Origin of the sequence: Burkholderia sp. Ac-20384, from assembly GCF_017104605.1 — a bacterium.
Classification (GTDB): Bacteria; Pseudomonadota; Gammaproteobacteria; order Burkholderiales; family Burkholderiaceae; genus Burkholderia; species Burkholderia lata.
Genome location: NZ_JAAGPE010000196.1, coordinates 1 through 18,514, shown reverse-complemented (window position 1 = coordinate 18,514; position 18,514 = coordinate 1). Strand labels below are relative to the sequence as shown.

The following is an 18,514-nucleotide window of genomic DNA, read 5'->3' as shown; positions in this document are numbered from 1 at the left end:
GGCCCGCTGTTCGCGTTCGCCGAGGTCCGGCCGCTCGAAAGCGGCTGGGCGCGCGGGCTGACGATCGCGGTGCTGTTCATCGCATGGGGCGCACGTGTCGCATGGCGCAGCTGGCGCGCCGGCCGCCGCACCGAGCAGTTGGTGAGCCCGCTGGCCGAGGCCGCTCCCGGTCCGGCCACCGCGGCCCGCCCGGCCCGGGCGCCGCGCGACAGCGCGACGATGTCGGCCGCGTGCGCGTCGCCGGCAAAGCCGCCGAGCTGGAATTTCACGAAGCGCGCGCCGAGCGCGTCGGCTTCGACGAGCGCGCTGCGCAATGCGTCCGCATCGAGTGCACCGGTGTCCGTGTACAGGTTGGCCGGCGTTGAAAAAACCGACCACAGCCCGTGGCTGGCCAGTTGCGCGCCGAGCGCGGCCAGCGCGCCAGGCGCGGCTTCCGCTTCCGACGCGAACAGTTCGCGCCGCACCTCGAAACCGGTCGCACCGGATGCCGCCGCGGTCGCGATGAATGCGCTGTGGCCCTCCTGACGCACGCGGTCCATCCCGAATGCGCTCGCCACGATCACGATGTCTGTCATTTTGCCCTTTTTCACCGGAATGGAACCGGTTCCATTTGCTTGAGACGGATGGTGCGCTTCGCGTCAGACCCACGCCATAGAGGAAATCCCTAAGACGGGGCATGCCGCACATGCGCACCCGACGGCTCGCATCGCGCGTTCCCGGGCCGGGTTCGGCCGCTCAGGCGATGTCGTGCGCGAGGCTCATTTCGAGGAATTGGGCGGCAACCCGCGACGGCGCACCGCCGTGCGGCATGAGGATGGAGAAATGACGCGTGAGCGGCGCGGGCGCGAGCGAGCGCAGGACGAGCGCGGCATCGTCGTGACGCAGCGACATCGCGGACACGAACCCGACACCCATCCCGGCGCGCACGGCCTCCTTGACGGCCTCGACGCCCGCGATCTCGAACGCGACGCGCATCGGCGCCGCGCCTTGCGCGAACGCGCGCTCGACGAGTTGCCTGACGGCGGAGCCTGCCTCGCGCAGCACGAGCGGATGGGCCGCCAGCGCGTCGAGCGTGACCCCCGACGCGTATTCGGGCGCGGCCAGCGGATGGCCGGTCGGCACGATCGCCACGATCTCGTCCTCGCGCCACGCATGCACCGCCGTGCCCGGCGGCAGTGCCTCGCCGGGCGGCCCTTCGATCATCGCGATATCGAGCGACGGCAGCGCCGCGACCACGTCGGCCGTGTTGCCGCTCATCGTGTGGATCGCCACGCGCGGCGCGCTGGGCTGGAACGCCGCAATCAGGTACGGCAGCAGATAGCTCGCGGGCGTCGTGCTCGCGCCGATGCGCAGCGTGCCGGCCTCGAGGCCGCGTACCGCGTCGCGAAACGCGCGCGCCTGCGCAAAGGTATCGCGTTGCGCCTTCGCGTACTGCGCGAGCTGTTCGCCGACCGGGGTCAGGCGGATGCCACGGCCTTCGCGCTGGTACAGCGGCTCGCCGAATTCGTCCTGCAGCAGCCGCAACTGGCCCGACACGGCCGGCTGCGACAGATGCAGCGCCACGGCGGCGTGGCTGATGTTCAGGTGCTCGGCGACGGCGGCGAACGTTATCAGTTGATCCGGGGTCATGGGGATAAATTATCGGCTTTCCGGATAGTTTACGTCACAAATCACAATTTTTCATATCGATATAACGAAATTAGGATTACACCATCGCAACACGCTCCATCACGGTGCTTCCATGTCCACTGCTCCGACTCCCCATCTCAGCCCCGCCGCGCCGTCGATGCGCGGCCAGTTGAACGGCGTGCTGTTCGTCGCGCTGTTCGCCGCCGCCGTCACGAGCCTGTCCCAGCTTCCCGCGATCGCGGGGCTCGGCCTGTCGCCGCTGATCGTCGGCATCGTCGCCGGTGCGCTGTACGGCAACGCGCTGCGCGACGGCATGCCGGCCAGCTGGGCGGCCGGCGTCAACTTCTCCGCCCGCAAGCTGCTGCGCATCGCGGTCGCGTTCTTCGGGTTGCGCGTCAGCCTGCAGGAAATCGCGCAGGTCGGCCTGCCGGGCCTGACGGTGTCGGTACTGGTCGTGGTCAGCACGCTCGTGATCGGTACCTGGGCCGGCATGAAGATCATGAAGCTCGACCGCGATTCCGCCCTGCTGACCGCCGCCGGCAGCGCGATCTGCGGCGCGGCCGCCGTGCTCGCGTTCGAATCGACGCTGCAGTCGAAGCCGCACCAGAGCGCGATGGCAGTCGGTAGCGTCGTGCTGTTCGGCACGCTGTCGATGTTCCTGTACCCGATCGCGTATCACGCCGGGCTGCTGAACCTCGATCCGGCCGGCCTCGGCCTGTTCTTCGGCGGCACGATCCACGAGGTCGCGCAGGTGGTCGGCGCGGCGAGCGACATCAGCCCGCAGGTCGCGCACATCGCGACGATCGTCAAGATGACCCGCGTGATGCTGCTGGTGCCGGTGCTGCTGGTGCTCGGCTGGTGGCTGGCCCGCTCGGCACGCGCCACCGCCGGCGGCGCGCAAGGCAAGCGCAAGGTGGCCGTGCCCTGGTTCGCACTCGGTTTCCTCGGCTTCGTGATCGTCAATTCGCTGAACGTGCTGCCCACCGACGTCACCCACACGCTGAACGTGCTCGACACCTTCGCGCTGACGATGGCCATGACCGCACTCGGCATCGAAACCCGCGTCGCGCAGATCCGTGCAGCCGGCCCCCGTGCGCTGATGACCGGCCTGATCCTGTACGTGTGGCTGATCGCCGGCGGTTACGGGATCACCTGGGCCGTGCAGCACTGGCTTGGCTGAGTTGCCCGCCCGTGACACTTCGCGCGCCGCGCCCGACGGGATGGTCCCGCGGGCGCGGCGCAGTGCTATGCTTCGCGTCGTTTTCCATCGCCCTCTTTCAGCCGTGCTCTCGTTCCTGCTGAAGCTGCGCACTCGCGCGCAAACGCTGTTCCGCCTGTCGGACGCCCATACGATGCTGATCTGGTCGGCCATCGTCGGCGTCGGCGGCGCCTTTGCGACGATGGCGTTCCGCGAAGGCATCGACCTGATGCAGCACCTGATCTCCGGACAAAGCGGCAGCTTCGTGCAGATGGCCAAGCGCCTGCCGTGGTACGTGCGGTTCTGGATGCCGGCCGCGGGCGGCTTCCTCGCCGGCTGCGTGCTGCTGCTCGCGACGCGCGGCGACAAGCAGGCCGGCAAGACCGACTACATGGAATCGGTCGCGCTCGGCAACGGCGTCGTGCCGGTTCGCCAGAGCCTGTGGCGCAGCGTGTCGTCGCTGCTGACGATCGGCAGCGGCGGCTCGATCGGCCGCGAAGGCCCGATGGTGCAGCTCGCGGCGCTCGCCGCATCGCTCGTCGGCCGCTTCGCGCACTTCGACCCGCCGCGCCTGCGCCTGCTGGTCGCCTGCGGGGCCGCGGCCGGCATCACGTCCGCGTACAACGCGCCGATCGCCGGCGCCTTCTTCGTGTCGGAGATCGTGCTCGGCGGCATCGCCATGGAAAGTCTCGGGCCGATGATCGTCTCGTCGGTCGTCGCGAACATCGTGATGCGCGAATTTGCCGGCTACCGGCCGCCGTACGAGATGCCGGTGTTTCCGGCCGTCACCGGCCCCGAAGTGCTGCTGTTCGTCGTGCTCGGCGCGCTGTGCGGCGTGCTCGCGCCGCAGTTCCTGCACCTGCTCGACGCATCGAAGAACACATTCAAGCGGCTGCCCTTGCCGCTGCCCGTGCGGCTCGCGCTCGGCGGCCTCGTCGTCGGCGTGATCTCGGTATGGGTGCCAGACGTGTGGGGCAACGGCTACAGCGTGGTGAACCACATCCTCCATTCGCCGTGGACCTGGCAGGCGCTCGTCGCGGTGCTCGTGTTCAAGGTGATCGCGACCTCCGCCACCGTCGGCTCCGGCGCGATCGGCGGGGTGTTCACGCCGACGCTGTTCGTCGGCGCGGTGTTCGGCTCGCTGTTCGGACTCGCGATGCAAGCCGTGTGGCCCGGCCATACGTCGCCGTACTTCGCGTACGCGATCGTCGGGATGGGCGCGTTCCTGACGGGCGCCACGCAGGCGCCGCTGATGGCGATCCTGATGATCTTCGAGATGACGCTCAGCTACCAGGTCGTGCTGCCGCTGCTGGCGTCCTGCGTATTCGCGTACTTCGTCGCGCGCGCGACCGGCACGACGTCGATGTACGAGATCACGCTGCACCACCACCAGGATGCCGAGGAACGCAGCCGGATCCGCACCACGCAGATGCGCGAGCTGATCCAGCCCGCGCAGACGGTCGTGCCGCTCACCGCGAGCGTCGCCGACATGACGCGCGTGTTTCTCGAATATCCGGTGAAGTACCTGTACGTGACCGACGACGCCGGGCGCTTTCGCGGTGCGGTCGCGCTGAAGGACATCACGTCGGACCTGCTCGACAAGCGCGACACGACCGACAAGACGGCCGCGCACTACGCGCACACGCCGTTTCCGCTCCTCACACCCGACATGCCGCTCGCCACCGCGCTCGAACGCTTCATGGCGTTCCAGGGCGAACGCCTGCCGGTGATCGAAAGCGAAGCCGAGCCGACGCTCGCGGGGGTCGTCTACAAGACGTCACTACTCGATGCGTACCGGCGGATGACCGGCGAACGCTGACCGGGCGGCTCACCGCCCGCAGCCCGAGCACCGCTCGAGGCCAACACCCGCTCAGTCCGGCGCGCGCCCCAGCACGACGCGCGCGAAAAATCCCGCAAGCACCGACTCGGCCACCTCGGCCGACACGTGCTGCGGATCGGCCGTGTAGTACGACTGCACGCCATCACACAGGCACATCAGCCCGAACGCGAGCGTCTCCGCCGGTAGCAGCAACGGCGTGCCCGCGCGCTCCGAAAAGCGCCGGATGAACTCGGCCATCTGCAGGCGCTTGCCGTGCAGGAACTGGTTGAAGCGCACGCGGAATTTCGCGTCGCGCGCGGCCTGCAGCTTCGCCTCGCCCCACAGCAGCGAATATTCGTCGTCCTGAAACAGCGTCCGGTAATACGCGAGCGCCATCGACTCCATCTGCTCGCGCGATCCGCCCCCGTCGAAGATCGCCTGGAAGTCGGCCTGCACCTCCGCATGGTCGCGCTCCAGCAACTCCAGCAGCAGGTCGGACTTGCTGCGGAAATTCGAATAGAACGCGCCGCGCGTATAGCCGGCCGCCGCCGCGATGTCCTCGACGCTCGCGGCCACATAGCCTTTCTTCAGAAAAATACGGTGCGCGGCAATCAGCAGACGTTCGCGCGTCTGGTCCCTGCTCTGCTCGCGAGTTAAGCGCTGAGGTTTCATGGCGCGCAGTCTAGCACTATTTACCTTTCGGATTCATCTTTGCATTCAGATACAGGTGTGTATTAGAATTCGCCACAGTTTCTGAAAGATGGTGTCCGCGCGCCGTTGCCGGCGCCGCTCGGGGCAAGCGCCGGCCGCGCTTGCCGGCTTCGTTCCGCTCTCGCTCTCACCTCATCTGGGGGTTTCGTGAATCGCTCCGGTTCCCGCGCCGCGCTGCTGATCGGCGCCGCGCTTGTCCTCGCCGCCTGTCATCCGAAAGAATCCGCGCCGCCCGCCCCGCGCCCCGTCGTCGCGCTGCCCGCCCATGCCGACGACGCTGCCGTCGCCCGCACGCTCCCCGGCGAGATCCAGCCGCGCTACGCCACCCCGCTGTCGTTCCGCATCGCCGGCAAGATCATCGAGCGCAAGGTGCGCCTCGGCGATACGGTCAAGGTCGGCCAGGTCGTCGCGCTGCTCGACCCGTCCGACGTCGAGAAGAACGCCGCGAGCGCGCAGGCGCAACTGGATGCCGCGACGCACAGCCTCGCGTTTGCGAAGCAGCAGCTCGACCGCGATCGCGCACAGGCGCGCGAAAACCTGATCGCGACCGCGCAGCTCGAGCAAACCGAGAACAGCTACACGTCGGCGCTCGCGCAGCGCGACCAGGCGCAGCAGCAGCTCGCGCTCGCGAAGAACCAGCTCCGCTACGCGACGCTCGTCGCCGATCACGCGGGCTACATCACCGCCGAACAGGCCGACACCGGCCAGAACGTGTCGGCCGGCCAGGCCGTCTACCAGCTCGCGTGGTCGGGCGACGTCGACGTCGTCAGCGACGCGCCTGAAGCCGCGCTTGCGTCGCTCACGCCGGGCCACGCGGCCACCGTCACGCTGCCGTCGCTGCCGGGCCGCCAGTTCGCCGCGAAAGTGCGCGAAATCGCGCCGGCCGCCGATCCGCAAAGCCGCACGTATCGCGTGAAGCTCACGCTCGCCGCGCCCGATCCGGCGATCCGGCTCGGGATGACCGCCAGCGTCGCGTTCGACGGCGCACCGGCCACCGGCGACGCGCAGTCGATCACGCTGCCCGCAACCGCGCTGTTCCACGACGGCCAGCAACCGGCCGTGTGGGTCGTGCGCACGAAGGACGACACGCTCGAGCTGCGCCGCGTCGACGTCGCGCGCTTCAACGAGCGCACGGTGACGGTGTCGCACGGGCTGCAGCCCGGCGAACGCGTCGTGCTGCAGGGCGTGCACACGGTCAGCGCGGGCGAGAAGGTGCGCGCGATCGCGCCGCTGCATCCGGAGGACTTCGCATCGTGAGCGTTTCCTACGAAGAAGGCCGCTTCAACCTGTCGGCGTGGGCGTTGCGCCACCAGGCACTGGTCGTCTACCTGATCGCGCTCGCGACGCTCGCGGGCATCCTCGCGTACACCCGCCTCGCGCAGTCCGAAGACCCGCCGTTCACGTTCCGCGTGATGGTGATCCGCACGTTCTGGCCCGGCGCGACCGCGCGGCAGGTGCAGGAACAGGTGACCGACCGGATCGGCCGCAAGCTGCAGGAAACGCCGGCCATCGACTTCCTGCGCAGCTACTCGCGCCCCGGCGAATCGCTGATCTTCTTCACGATGAAGGATTCGGCGCCGGTGAAGGACGTGCCCGAAACCTGGTACCAGATCCGCAAGAAAGTCGGCGACATCGGCTATACGCTGCCGCCCGGCACCCAGGGCCCGTTCTTCAACGATGAATTCGGCGACGTCTACACCAACATCTGGACGCTCGAAGGCGACGGCTTCACGCCGGCGCAGCTCCACGATTACGCGGACCAGCTGCGCACCGTGCTGCTGCGCGTGCCGGGCGTCGGCAAGGTCGACTATTTCGGCGACCCCGACCAGCGGATCTTCATCGAGGTCAACAACGCGCAGCTCACGCGCCTCGGCATCTCACCGCAGCAGCTCGGGCAGGCGATCAACGCGCAGAACGACATCTCGTCGGCCGGCACGCTGACGACCGCCGACGATCGCGTGTTCGTGCGGCCGAGCGGCCAGTTCGACAACGTCGACGCGATCGCCGACACGCTGATCCGCATCAACGGCCGCACGTTCCGGCTCGGCGATCTCGCGACAGTGAAGCGCGGCTACGACGATCCGGCCGTCACGCAGATGCGGGCGGGCGGCAAGGCCGTGCTCGGCATCGGCGTCACGATGCAGCCGGGCGGCGACGTGATCCGGCTCGGCAAGGCGCTCGACGCCGAATCGAAGGACCTGCAGGCGCAACTGCCGGCCGGCCTCAAGCTGACGCTGGTATCGAGCATGCCGCACGCGGTCGCGCATTCGGTCGACGACTTCCTCGAAGCCGTCGCGGAAGCGGTCGCGATCGTGCTGGTCGTGAGTCTCGTGTCGCTCGGCCTGCGCACCGGGATGGTGGTCGTGATCTCGATTCCGGTCGTGCTCGCGGTCACCGCCCTCTTCATGTACCTGTTCGACATCGGGCTGCACAAGGTGTCGCTCGGCACGCTCGTGCTCGCGCTCGGGCTGCTCGTCGACGATGCGATCATCGCGGTCGAGATGATGGCCGTGAAGCTCGAACAGGGCTACACGCGGGCCCGCGCCGCCGCGTTCGCCTATACGAGCACCGCGTTCCCGATGCTGACGGGCACGCTCGTCACCGTGTCGGGCTTCCTGCCGATCGCGCTCGCGAAATCGAGCACCGGCGAGTACACGCGCTCGATCTTCGAGGTGTCCGCGATCGCACTGATCGCGTCGTGGTTCGCGGCGGTCGTGCTGATCCCGCTGCTCGGCTTCCACCTGCTGCCCGAGCGCAAGCGGCAGGCGCACGAGGCGCACCTGCCCGACGATCACGAGCACGACATCTACGACACGCGTTTCTACCGGCGGCTGCGCGGCTGGATCGACTGGTGCATCGAGCGGCGCTTCGTCGTGCTGCTGATCACGGGCGCGCTGTTCGTCGTCGCGCTGATGGGCTTCACGCTCGTGCCGCAGCAGTTCTTCCCGAGTTCCGATCGCCCCGAGCTGCTGGTCGACCTGCGGCTGCCCGAAGGCGCGTCGTTCGCGGCGACGCTGCGCGAGACCGAACGCCTCGAGAAAGTGATCGACAAGCGCCCGGAGATCGATCATTCGGTGAACTTCGTCGGCAGCGGCGCGCCGCGCTTCTACCTGCCGCTCGACCAGCAGCTTCAGTTGCCGAACTTCGCGCAGTTCGTGATCACCGCGAAATCGGTGAAGGACCGCGAGAAGCTCGCGACCTGGCTCGAAACCACGTTGCGCGAGCAGTTCCCGGCCGTGCGCTCGCGGCTGTCGCGGCTCGAGAACGGCCCGCCGGTCGGCTATCCGGTGCAGTTCCGCGTGAGCGGCGACAGCATCGCGACGGTCCGCTCGATCGCCGAGAAAGTCGCGGCGACGATGCGCGGCGACGCGCGCACGGTCAACGTGCAGTTCGACTGGGACGAGCCTGCCGAGCGCTCGGTGCGCTTCGAGATCGACCAGAAGAAGGCGCGCGAGCTGAACGTCACGTCGCAGGACGTGTCGAGCTTCCTCGCGATGACGCTGTCCGGCACGACCGTCACGCAGTACCGCGAGCGCGACAAGCTGATCGCCGTCGACCTGCGCGCGCCGCGCGCCGATCGCGTCGATCCGGCGAAGCTCGCCGGCCTCGCGCTGCCCACCCCGAACGGCCCGGTGCCGCTCGGCTCGCTCGGCCGCTTCAAGCCGACGCTCGAATACGGCGTCGTGTGGGAGCGCGACCGCCAGCCGACCATCACCGTGCAGTCGGACGTGCGCACCGGCGCGCAAGGCATCGACGTCACGCATGCGGTCGACGCGCAGCTGAACGCGTTGCGCGCGCAGTTGCCGGTCGGCTATCAGATCAACATCGGCGGCTCGGTCGAGGAAAGCGCGAAGGCGCAGAAGTCGATCAACGCGCAAATGCCGCTGATGGCGATCGCCGTGTTCACGCTGCTGATGATCCAGCTGCAGAGCTTCTCGCGCGTGCTGATGGTCGTGCTGACCGCGCCGCTCGGGCTGATCGGTGTGGTCGCGACGCTGCTGCTGTTCGGCCAGCCGTTCGGCTTCGTCGCGATGCTCGGCGTGATCGCGATGTTCGGGATCATCATGCGCAACTCGGTGATTCTCGTCGACCAGATCGAGCAGGACATCGCGGTCGGCCACCGACGCATCGACGCGATCATCGGCGCGACCGTGCGACGCTTCCGCCCGATCACGCTGACGGCCGCGGCCGCCGTGCTCGCGCTGATCCCGCTGCTGCGCTCGAACTTCTTCGGGCCGATGGCGACCGCGCTGATGGGCGGCATCACGAGCGCGACCGTGCTGACGCTGTTCTACCTGCCCGCGCTGTATGCGACGTGGTTCCGCGTGAAGCGCGACGAACGCGACCCGCAGGACGGCCCGCCGCCAGGCGGCACGCCTGCCGCGCCGTCGGGAGCCTGACCATGGATCGATCGATGAACCTGAAAACCCAAGCCGTGCGGGCACTCGCCGTGGCGAGCCTCGCCGGTCCGCTCGCGGGCTGTTCGTGGTTCGCGCCGAGCGGCGAACCACCCGCGATGCCGTCGCCCGCGCACTACGGCACCACGCCGCAAGTCCAGCAGACCGTGTCCGCGCAAGGTGTCGCGCAGCAGTTCGAGGTCGGCGCGCAGCCGGTGCCCGACTGGTGGAAGCAGTACCGCTCCGATGCGCTGAACGCACTCGTCGACGAAGGGCTGCGCAACAGCCCGACGTTGAGCGCGGCATCGCACTCGCTCGATGCCGCGCGCGAACAGTTGCGCGGGCAGATCGGCAGCTCGATGCTGCCGTCGATCGACGCGGGCGGCCAGGCCACACGCCAGCGTGCGCTCGGCGTGCCGATTCCCGCGCTCGGTGCGCCGACGCTGCTGTACGACACGTTCGTCGGCCAACTGCAGGCGAGCTACACGATCGACCTGTTCGGCGCGTCGCGTTTCGCGAACCGTGCGCTGGCGCGGCGCGTCGACGTCAGCGCGTTCCAGCTCGAATCCGCCCGGCGCGCGCTGGCCGCGAACATCGTCACCGCATCGATCACGGTGTCGGTGCTGAATGCGCAGATCAATACGACCGAGCGGCTCGTCGCGCTCGCCAACGACCAGGCGCACGATGCCGAACGCCGCTACGCGCTCGGTTCGGCTTCGCGCAGCGACGCGCTGAACGCACGGCAAAGCGCCGACACGTTCGCGGCGAGCCTGCCCGCGCTGCGCCAGCAGCGCGACTCCGCGCGCCATGCGCTCGCGGTGCTGGTCGGTCGCACGCCCGATCAGCCGCCGGCCGATCTCACGCTCGCCGACCTGCACCTGCCCGAGCAAGTGCCCGTCGTCGTGCCGTCGGACCTGCTGCAAAGCCGCCCCGACATCCAGGCGGCCGACGCGGGGCTGAAGGCGGCCGCGGCCGAAGTGGGCCTCGCGACCGCGCAGATGTTCCCGCAGCTGTCGCTGTCGGCCGCGATGGGCAAAGGCGGCTTCAGCTGGCCGACGATGCTGTCGGGCGCTGGCTCGATCTGGAACGTCGGCGCGTCGCTGAGCCAGCCGATCTTCCACGGCGGCGCGCTGCTCGCGCAGCGCCGCGCGGCGAAGGCGACCTACGAGGCCGCCGTCGACCAGTACAAGCAGGCCGTGCTCGGCGCGTTCCAGAACGTCGCCGATTCGCTCGCGGCGCTCGAGCACGATGCGGAAGCGCTCGACGCGTCGTCGCGCGCCGCACTGTCCGCGCGGGGTGCGTATGACGACGCGGCGGCCCGCGTGCGGCTCGGCGCGCTGCCGCCGTCGGCCGCGCGCGCCAGCGAGCTGCAGTATCGCAATGCACGGCTCGACGAGATTCGCGCGACCGGCGCGCGGTTCGCGGATACCGCGCGGCTTTACCAGGCGATGGGCACGCCGCCGGTCGAGAAGGCTGACAAGGCCGGCAAGACCGACAAGGCAGCCGGCGACTCCGCCACCGGCCAGCAAGCGCGCGCCGCCACGGCCGACACCCCGCCTTCGCCGCAATAAGCCGGCCCTGCCGTCGGGTGCGTGCCGAATCTGCGTGCGCACCCGATTTCCGATCTTCCGCTTGACCCTCACGTAGCGTAACGTTCGAGACTCCAGTGTGCGCACCGAACGGAGGAACGAATGCGACTGAAAGTGGGAGAACTGGCGAAACGCAGCGGGCTGACCGTCCGCACGCTTCATCACTATCACGCGATCGGTTTGCTGACGCCTTCGGCGCGCGCCGACAACGGCTACCGGCTGTACGACCGCCACGACATCGCCCGGCTCCACCAGATCCAGGCGCTGCGTCGCTTCGGCCTGTCGCTCACCGAAATCGGCGACCACCTGAACCAGCCCGACACCCCGCTCGTCGAGATCGTCGCGAAGCAGATCGCGCTGCTCGACCGTCAGCTTGCGCAGACCGCGCAGCTGCGCGGGCGGCTCGTCAGCCTGCATGCGCAGCTCGCCGCGGGCACGGAGCCGGAGCTGGCCGATTGGCTCACCACACTGGAGTTGATGACCGTGTACGACAAATATTTTTCCGAGGAAGAACTCGCGCGCCTGCCGATGTACCAGAAGAGCCAGGCGGGCGACGCCGAATGGATCGCACTCGTCGACGAGGTGCGTGCGCTGCACGACGCGGGCGTGCCCGCCGAGGACGAACGCACCCGTGCGCTCGCCAGCCGCTGGATGGCGCTGCTCGTGCGCGACACGAACAACGACCCGCGGCTGCTGGCGAAGCTGAACCTGATGCACGAACACGAACCGGCGATGCAGTCGAAGATCGGCATTTCGACCGCGCTGCGCGACTATGTGCTGCGCGCGTCGTCCGAAACCAAGATGCGGATCTTCGAGAAGTACCTCACGCCGGACGAGATCCGCTTCATGCGGGCGCACTACGGTGAAAGCGCAATGGCATGGCCGCAGCTGATGGGCGACGTGCGCGACGCGATCGATGCGGGCGCCAGACCGGATTCACCGGAAGGCCGCGCGCTCGCGCAACGCTGGCTCACGCTGTTCTGCCGCTATGCGGGCACCGATCCGGCCACGCATGCGAAATTCCGCCACGCGATGATGAACGAGCCGTCACTGACGCAGGATTCGTGGATCGACGACACGTTGATCGGCTTCGTGCGGGAAGCGATGGCGCAGCTTGCGCCTGCGCGTTGAGCAGGTTGAGTGCGTTGATTGCTTGACCGTGCGGGCGGCAGGCGGATTTCCCGTGTGCCGCCCGTTTCGCCATTTGCAACCGGTGTCGCGAACCACATCCAGTACGAGCATCGGCAATGCCGCAGGCCCGCGCCCGAATATGCGTGCCGGCAGTCGGCGCGACGGGCATCCGGCATGCCGTCGGCCAGCCTCGGCACGTCGCCGTTGCGATGCGTCAGTCCGTTTCGCCCACACCGTCATCGCTGAACGCGAGCAGGTCGCCGGGCTGGCAGTCGAGATAGCGGCAGATGGCCTCGAGCGTCGCGAAACGGATGCCCTTGACCTTCCCTTGCTTGAGCAGCGACAGATTCTGTTCGGTGATGCCGACGGCCGCCGCGAGATCCTTCGAGCGGACCTTGCGCGTCGCGAGCATCACATCGAGCTTGACCACGATCGACATGGCGCGCCTCAGACGAACTGTCGATGTTCGGCATCGAGCTCGCTCGCCTGCCGGAGGATGTGCGCGATGACCGCTATGCAGGCCGCAGTGAACAGCGCGACCACGTACGGCAGGCTGAAGCCGATACTGACCACGCGATGGCCAACCGGTTCGCGCAATGTCGCCCACACGCTCAGGAGCGGTTCGCACAGCAGGCTCAACAGCACCCACAGGCCGATCGCACGGCCCGTCTTGCCGAGATGGCCGGCCGCTTGCGCGGAAAAATAATCGCGGCGCGCGTAGGTACGGAACAGCGCGCGCAGATGACGCAAACCGTTCGCGAGCGCGATCAGCGGCACGCTCGACAGCAGGATGCCGACCGCCTTCTGCCACCACGGGAAGGCGGCGACGTCCACGTTCAGGTTCGAGATCACCGAATCGGTGAGGCCGAATACGAGGCCGGGCCCGGAGGCTGCGTTCAGTGACGGAAACGCCCAGCACGCGGCGTTGAGCACCAGCATGCCGACGATGAACCACAGCGTGACGGTGGCCATCTGCTGGCTGATACGGGCGATGCGATCGGAATGCATGCGAAGTCCTCGACGAAGAATGAACGTGCGTCGAGTGTACATCGATAATTATCGTAAAACGATAATTTATGGTTGTATAGTTTTTATTTTTTATCGCTCTTCGCGCTCAACCCACCGCGACGGGCGCGTGTCGGACGCACCGCCGCGATCACCGACCGCGCGCCTACCGATAGTCGCGCGCACTGATCCCGCGCCAATGCTTCGTCATGTAGCGCAGAAACGCGGGTTGGGCTTTCAGGTCCGCATTCGGCACGGGCGCCGCACCGCCGTCCATGAACTTGCCGTTGACCGTCACGGTTTCCTCGCCGCGCAGCACGTACATCGTGCCCTGGTCGATCAGGAAGTACTTGACCTGGTCGGCGCTGACGTCGCCGCGGCAGCCGATCTTGTACGCGAACAGGAACTGCTTGCGGCCGTTGCCGAGCAGGTCGCGCATTTCGATCGACGCGGGCACGACATCGAGGATCACGTCGACCGGGCACTCCTTCACGTAATCGCGGACGGTCCAGTCGGGCCGGCCGTCGAGCGACGCGGCAACCTTGAGCTCGACGTCGTCGCCGGACGCGGTTCTCGCGAGCGTCACCGCGTGCGCGCCGGCCGCGTCGGTCCACGTGTATTCAGCGGCGGCCTGCGCCAGGTTGCACAGCGCAGTGGCTGCAAGAAACAGGCAAGGCGAAAGGAAGCGTCTCTTCATCGGCGAGGTAGAGGCAAGATCGAACGCGCCATTATCGACAAAGCCGCTTGCCGCTGCTAGCAGCGCACCGCCCGCTCAGCGTTCGCGCGTCCCGAGCCCGAGCGCCTTCATCCGCCGGTACAACGTCCGCTCGCTCATCCCGACCTGCTCGGCGAGCGCCTTGCGCGTGCCGTCGAACGTGCGCGCGATGCGCACGAGCTCCGCGTCCGACATGCCGCGCGCATCGGCCGTCCGGTCCTGCGGCGCCGCCGATGCGGCGACCAGCTCGGCCGGCAGATGCTCGACGCGGATCGTCCCGTCATCCGCGAACAGGCACGCGCGTTCGAGCACGTTGCGCAGCTCGCGAATGTTGCCCGGCCACGCATACGCATCGAGACACGCACGTGCGCGCTCGGTCAGCACGAATGGCCGCGCGCCCGCGTCGCCCGCACTGGCGCGCGCGTTCGCGATCCGCCGCAGGATCGATTCGGCCAGCAGCGCGACGTCCCCGCGCCGGTCGCGCAGCGCCGGCAACGGAATCGGAAACGCGTTGATCCGGTAATAGAGGTCCTGCCGAAACCGGCCGTCGTCGATCATCTCGCGCAGCGGCTTGTGCGTGGCCGCGACCAGCCGGAAATCCGCACGCAGCGCTTCGACGCCGCCGACCCGGCGGAACGTGCCCGACTCGATCAGCCGCAGCAGCTTCACCTGCATCGGCAGCGGCACGTCGCCGATCTCGTCGAGGAACAGCGTGCCGCCCTGCGCGGTTTCGACGAGGCCCGGCTTGCGCTGGTTCGCACCCGTGAACGCGCCCTTCTCGTAACCGAACAGTTCGCTCTCGAACAGCGTCTCGGCGATCCCCGAGCAATCGACGACGACGAACGGCCCCATCGCGCGGTCGCTCGCCTCGTGCAGCGCGCGGGCGAACAGTTCCTTGCCGGTGCCCGATTCACCGAGCAGCAGCACCGGCAGCATCGAGGGCGCGACGCGCTGCAATGCGCCGAGCGCCGCGTTGAATGCGTCCGCGCCGCCGACGAGCCCTTCCGCACTCGGCTGCGCGGACGCGCTGCGCACCGTCGTCAGCCGCTCGACGTACGCGATCACGTTGCCGTGCGCATCGAAAATCGGCCGCAATTCGACGTCGACATGTTCGGGGCCGCGCGGCGTGTGATGGATGTGCAGCACGCGGTTCAACCCGCGCGATTCGAGCGCCTGCTTCATCGGGCAATGCTCGCCGGCCTGGTCGCACGGCACGTCGTAGTGATGCGAGACCTGGAAACAGTGCCGGCCCACATGCTCGACGCCCGCGACGCCGAACTGGCGCCGGTACGCATCGTTCGCCGCGAGGATGCGGTAGTCGGGATCGACGACGATCATCGGCTGCGGATCCTGCTCGAGATACGCGACCAGCGCGCGCACGTCGGGCATGACGTCGTGGCGCGGCGCGGGGACGATCGGGATGGTGTCGTGCGGATTCATGCGGACGCTCGGTGAAGGGGCGGACTGACAAACTGCCAGGCGGACTGCCAATTCTGCCACGACACTGCCAGATGTGGCAGTCGGCAGCAGCAACCGGATGCCGCCGACACCGGCGCAACGCCGCGGCCGCACCGAAAACCCGAGCCGAATCAAGTCCCTGGCAGATCGGCCGGCACTCCGACGCAAACTGGCACGCTTCTTGATTTACCCATCCCGATTGCAGATGCAGAACCCGATCGAGGACACCCCGTGAGCCATGCCACCACGCTGTCGGTCGAAGGCTTTTTCGACCCGGCGACCCACACCGTCAGTTATCTGCTGCTCGATACCGCGAGCGGCGCATGCGCGCTGATCGACAGCGTGCTCGACTACGACCCGAAGTCCGGCCGCACCCATACCGCGAGCGTCGACCGGCTGATCGCCCGCGTCGCCGAACTGGGCGCGGACGTGCTCTGGCTGCTGGAAACCCACGTGCACGCCGACCACCTGTCGGCCGCGCCGTACCTGAAGGAACACGTCGGCGGCCAGATCGCGATCGGTTCGCACGTGCGCCGCGTGCAGCACGTGTTCGGCACGCTGTTCAACGCGGGCCCCGGCTTCGCGCAGGACGGCCGCCAGTTCGACCGGTTGCTCGACGACGGCGACACGCTCGCGCTCGGCGCGCTGACGATCCACGCGCTGCATACGCCGGGCCACACGCCCGCGTGCATGACCTACTGCGTCGACGACGCGACGCAGCGCGCGGCCTTCGTCGGCGACACGCTGTTCATGCCCGACTACGGCACGGCCCGCTGCGACTTCCCCGGCGGTGACGCGCGCACGCTGTACCACTCGATCGAACGCGTGCTCGGCCTGCCGCCCGACACGCGCCTGTACCTGTGCCACGACTACCAGCCCGGCGGCCGCGACGTGCAGTTCGAGACGACCGTGGCCGAGCAGCGCCGCGCGAACGTGCACGTGAAGGACGGCGTGACCGAAGATGATTTCGTCGCGATGCGCACCGCGCGCGACGCCACGCTCGCGATGCCCGTGCTGATGCTGCCGTCCGTGCAGGTCAACATGCGCGCCGGCCACCTGCCCGAGCCCGAAAACAACGGCGTGCGCTACCTGAAGATCCCGCTCGACGCGATCTGAGCGACACGCCCCGCCCCCTCCGGAGAACCCCGACATGACCATCCGCAAGCTGACCGACGCGCTGTCGGTCTCGCCGCAGATCGCGGCGGCCGACCTGCCCGCGCTTCACGCGGCAGGTATCCGCACGATCATCTGCAACCGCCCCGACGGCGAAGGCCCCGACCAGCCGACCGTCACCGAGATCCGCGCGGCCGCCGCGCCGCTCGGCATCGACGTGCACTACCTGCCGGTCGATACGGGCAAGGTGACCGACGACCAGGCCGCGCAGTTCGGCGCGCTCGTTGCGTCGCTCGACGGCCCGGTGCTCGCGTACTGCCGCAGCGGCACGCGCTCGGCCACGCTGTGGGCGCTGTCGCAAGCCGGCCTGCGCCCGCTGAACGACATCGTCCCGACGGCCCCTCCGGCCGGCTACGACCTGCGCTCGCTCGCGTCGCGCGTCGCGCAAGCCGGCAGGCAGTCGGCACCGGCCGTCGATGCACGGCACGACATCGTGATCGTCGGCGCGGGCGCGGCCGGCATCGCGGTCGCGTCGAGCCTGCTCGCGCGCGATGCGTCGCTCGACATCGCGGTGATCGATCCGGCCGACGTCCACTACTACCAGCCGGGCTGGACGATGGTCGGCGCGGGCGTGTTCCGGCCCGAGACCACCGCACGCCGGATGACCGACGTGCTGCCGCGCGGCGTGCAGCGAATCCAGGCCGCCGTCGCGGGCTTCGAGCCCGACGCGCACACGGTCGTGCTCGACGGCTGCCGCCGCATCGGGTATCGCAAGCTCGTCGTGTGCCCGGGGCTCAAGCTCGACTGGCACGGAATCGAAGGCCTCGCCGACACGCTCGGCCGCAACGGCGTCACGTCCAACTATCGCTACGATCTCGCGCCGTACACGTGGGAGCTGGTTCGCGCGTTCCGCGGCGGCAACGCACTCTTCACGCAGCCGCCGATGCCGATCAAGTGCGCGGGCGCGCCGCAGAAGGCGATGTACCTGTCGTGCGACCACTGGCGGCGCGAAGGCCGCCTCGAAGCCGCGAATGTCGAGTTCCTGAATGCGGGCGCCGCGCTGTTCGGCGTCGCCGACTACGTGCCCGCGCTGATGGAGTACGTGAAAAGCTACGACATCGCGCTGTCGTTCGGCCACAACCTCGTGTCGATCGACGGGCCCGCGCGCCGCGCGACGTTCGCGCGCGCGCTGCCGGACGGCGGCAAGGAAACCGTCGTGCGTTCTTTCGACATGATCCACGTCGTGCCGCCGCAGAAGGCGCCCGACTTCGTGCGATCGAGCCCGCTCGCCGACGCGGCCGGCTGGATCGACGTCGATCCGGCGACGCTGCGGCACAAGCAATTCCCGGACGTCTACGCGCTCGGCGACGCCACCAACACGACCAATGCGAAAACGGCCGCGGCCGCCCGCAAGCAGGCGCCGGTGGTCGCGCACAACCTGCTCGCGTCGCTCGGGCGCGCGCACGGCGACGCCGCGTACGACGGCTACGGCTCGTGCCCGCTCACAGTTGAGCGCGGCAAGATCGTGCTCGCCGAGTTCCTGTACGGCGGCAAGGTCGCACCGACCTTCCCCGCGTGGCTGATCGACGGCAAGCGCCCGTCGCGGCTCGCGTGGCTGCTCAAGGAGCGCGTGCTGCCGCCGCTCTACTGGAAGGCGATGCTCAAGGGCCGCGAATGGCTCGCGAAGCCCGCGATCGCACGTTGACCGGAGCTCGCTGACGTCATGCTGATTTCCCTCGTCCTAGGCGA

At 68.6% G+C, this 18,514-nt stretch carries 14 protein-coding genes and 1 pseudogene; 8 read left to right on the top strand and 7 right to left on the bottom strand.

From position 1 onward, the window contains the following. Positions 1-575, bottom strand: a pseudogene (locus tag G3O00_RS28360) (hypothetical protein); the annotation flags it as partial. Between the two features lie 160 nt (positions 576-735). Further along, positions 736-1,629: a LysR family transcriptional regulator gene (locus G3O00_RS28355; RefSeq protein ID WP_206144984.1), complete on the bottom strand. Its 894-nt coding sequence runs from the start codon at positions 1,627-1,629 to the stop codon at positions 736-738. Positions 1,630-1,741: 112 nt separating this feature from the next. Between G3O00_RS28355 and G3O00_RS28350 the strand changes: the two genes are divergently transcribed. Both G3O00_RS28350 and G3O00_RS28345 read left to right on the top strand, forming a co-directional pair. Beyond that, complete coding sequence (locus G3O00_RS28350) at positions 1,742-2,809, top strand: YeiH family protein (protein ID WP_011352183.1); 1,068 nt, start codon at positions 1,742-1,744, stop codon at positions 2,807-2,809. A gap of 103 nt (positions 2,810-2,912) precedes the next feature. Next, positions 2,913-4,646, top strand: coding sequence for a ClcB-like voltage-gated chloride channel protein (locus tag G3O00_RS28345; RefSeq protein WP_206144985.1), 1,734 nt, complete (start codon positions 2,913-2,915; stop codon positions 4,644-4,646). Positions 4,647-4,697: 51 nt separating this feature from the next. On the opposite strand, the gene G3O00_RS28340 is transcribed toward G3O00_RS28345, so the two are convergent. Then, positions 4,698-5,318: a TetR/AcrR family transcriptional regulator gene (locus G3O00_RS28340; protein ID WP_174930808.1), complete on the bottom strand. Its 621-nt coding sequence runs from the start codon at positions 5,316-5,318 to the stop codon at positions 4,698-4,700. A 186-nt stretch (positions 5,319-5,504) separates the two neighbouring features. Between G3O00_RS28340 and G3O00_RS28335 the strand changes: the two genes are divergently transcribed. From G3O00_RS28335 to G3O00_RS28320, 4 genes are all read left to right on the top strand, one after another. Next, the gene (locus G3O00_RS28335) at positions 5,505-6,614 is read left to right on the top strand and encodes an efflux RND transporter periplasmic adaptor subunit (RefSeq protein WP_206144983.1); all 1,110 of its coding nucleotides are present in this window, start codon (positions 5,505-5,507) and stop codon (positions 6,612-6,614) included. After that, entirely contained in the window at positions 6,611-9,757 is a 3,147-nt protein-coding gene (locus G3O00_RS28330; RefSeq protein WP_206144982.1) for an efflux RND transporter permease subunit, read from the top strand. The genes G3O00_RS28335 and G3O00_RS28330 overlap by 4 nt, the downstream gene beginning before the upstream one ends. A gap of 2 nt (positions 9,758-9,759) precedes the next feature. Beyond that, complete coding sequence (locus G3O00_RS28325) at positions 9,760-11,325, top strand: efflux transporter outer membrane subunit (protein ID WP_206144981.1); 1,566 nt, start codon at positions 9,760-9,762, stop codon at positions 11,323-11,325. Between the two features lie 120 nt (positions 11,326-11,445). Next, a complete protein-coding gene (locus tag G3O00_RS28320; protein WP_206144980.1) occupies positions 11,446-12,474 on the top strand; it encodes a MerR family transcriptional regulator in 1,029 nt (342 codons plus the stop codon). 214 nt (positions 12,475-12,688) lie between these two features. On the opposite strand, the gene G3O00_RS28315 is transcribed toward G3O00_RS28320, so the two are convergent. The 4 genes from G3O00_RS28315 to G3O00_RS28300 all read right to left on the bottom strand — a co-directional run bounded on the left by G3O00_RS28315 (position 12,689) and on the right by G3O00_RS28300 (position 15,634). Then, complete coding sequence (locus G3O00_RS28315; RefSeq protein WP_011352190.1) at positions 12,689-12,913, bottom strand: helix-turn-helix transcriptional regulator; 225 nt, start codon at positions 12,911-12,913, stop codon at positions 12,689-12,691. A gap of 8 nt (positions 12,914-12,921) precedes the next feature. After that, entirely contained in the window at positions 12,922-13,482 is a 561-nt protein-coding gene (locus G3O00_RS28310; protein ID WP_175030643.1) for a DUF2975 domain-containing protein, read from the bottom strand. 163 nt (positions 13,483-13,645) lie between these two features. Continuing rightward, positions 13,646-14,176, bottom strand: coding sequence for a DUF4124 domain-containing protein (locus G3O00_RS28305; RefSeq protein ID WP_206144979.1), 531 nt, complete (start codon positions 14,174-14,176; stop codon positions 13,646-13,648). Between the two features lie 75 nt (positions 14,177-14,251). Then, entirely contained in the window at positions 14,252-15,634 is a 1,383-nt protein-coding gene (locus G3O00_RS28300) for a sigma 54-interacting transcriptional regulator (protein ID WP_206144978.1), read from the bottom strand. A gap of 249 nt (positions 15,635-15,883) precedes the next feature. Here G3O00_RS28300 and G3O00_RS28295 point away from each other — a divergent pair, with 249 nt between their 5' ends. Together G3O00_RS28295 and G3O00_RS28290 are read left to right on the top strand one after the other, a co-directional pair. Then, positions 15,884-16,768: an MBL fold metallo-hydrolase gene (locus tag G3O00_RS28295; protein WP_206144977.1), complete on the top strand. Its 885-nt coding sequence runs from the start codon at positions 15,884-15,886 to the stop codon at positions 16,766-16,768. 34 nt (positions 16,769-16,802) lie between these two features. Continuing rightward, the gene (locus G3O00_RS28290; RefSeq protein ID WP_206144976.1) at positions 16,803-18,470 is read left to right on the top strand and encodes a bifunctional protein tyrosine phosphatase family protein/NAD(P)/FAD-dependent oxidoreductase; all 1,668 of its coding nucleotides are present in this window, start codon (positions 16,803-16,805) and stop codon (positions 18,468-18,470) included. Positions 18,471-18,514 lie beyond the last annotated feature (44 nt).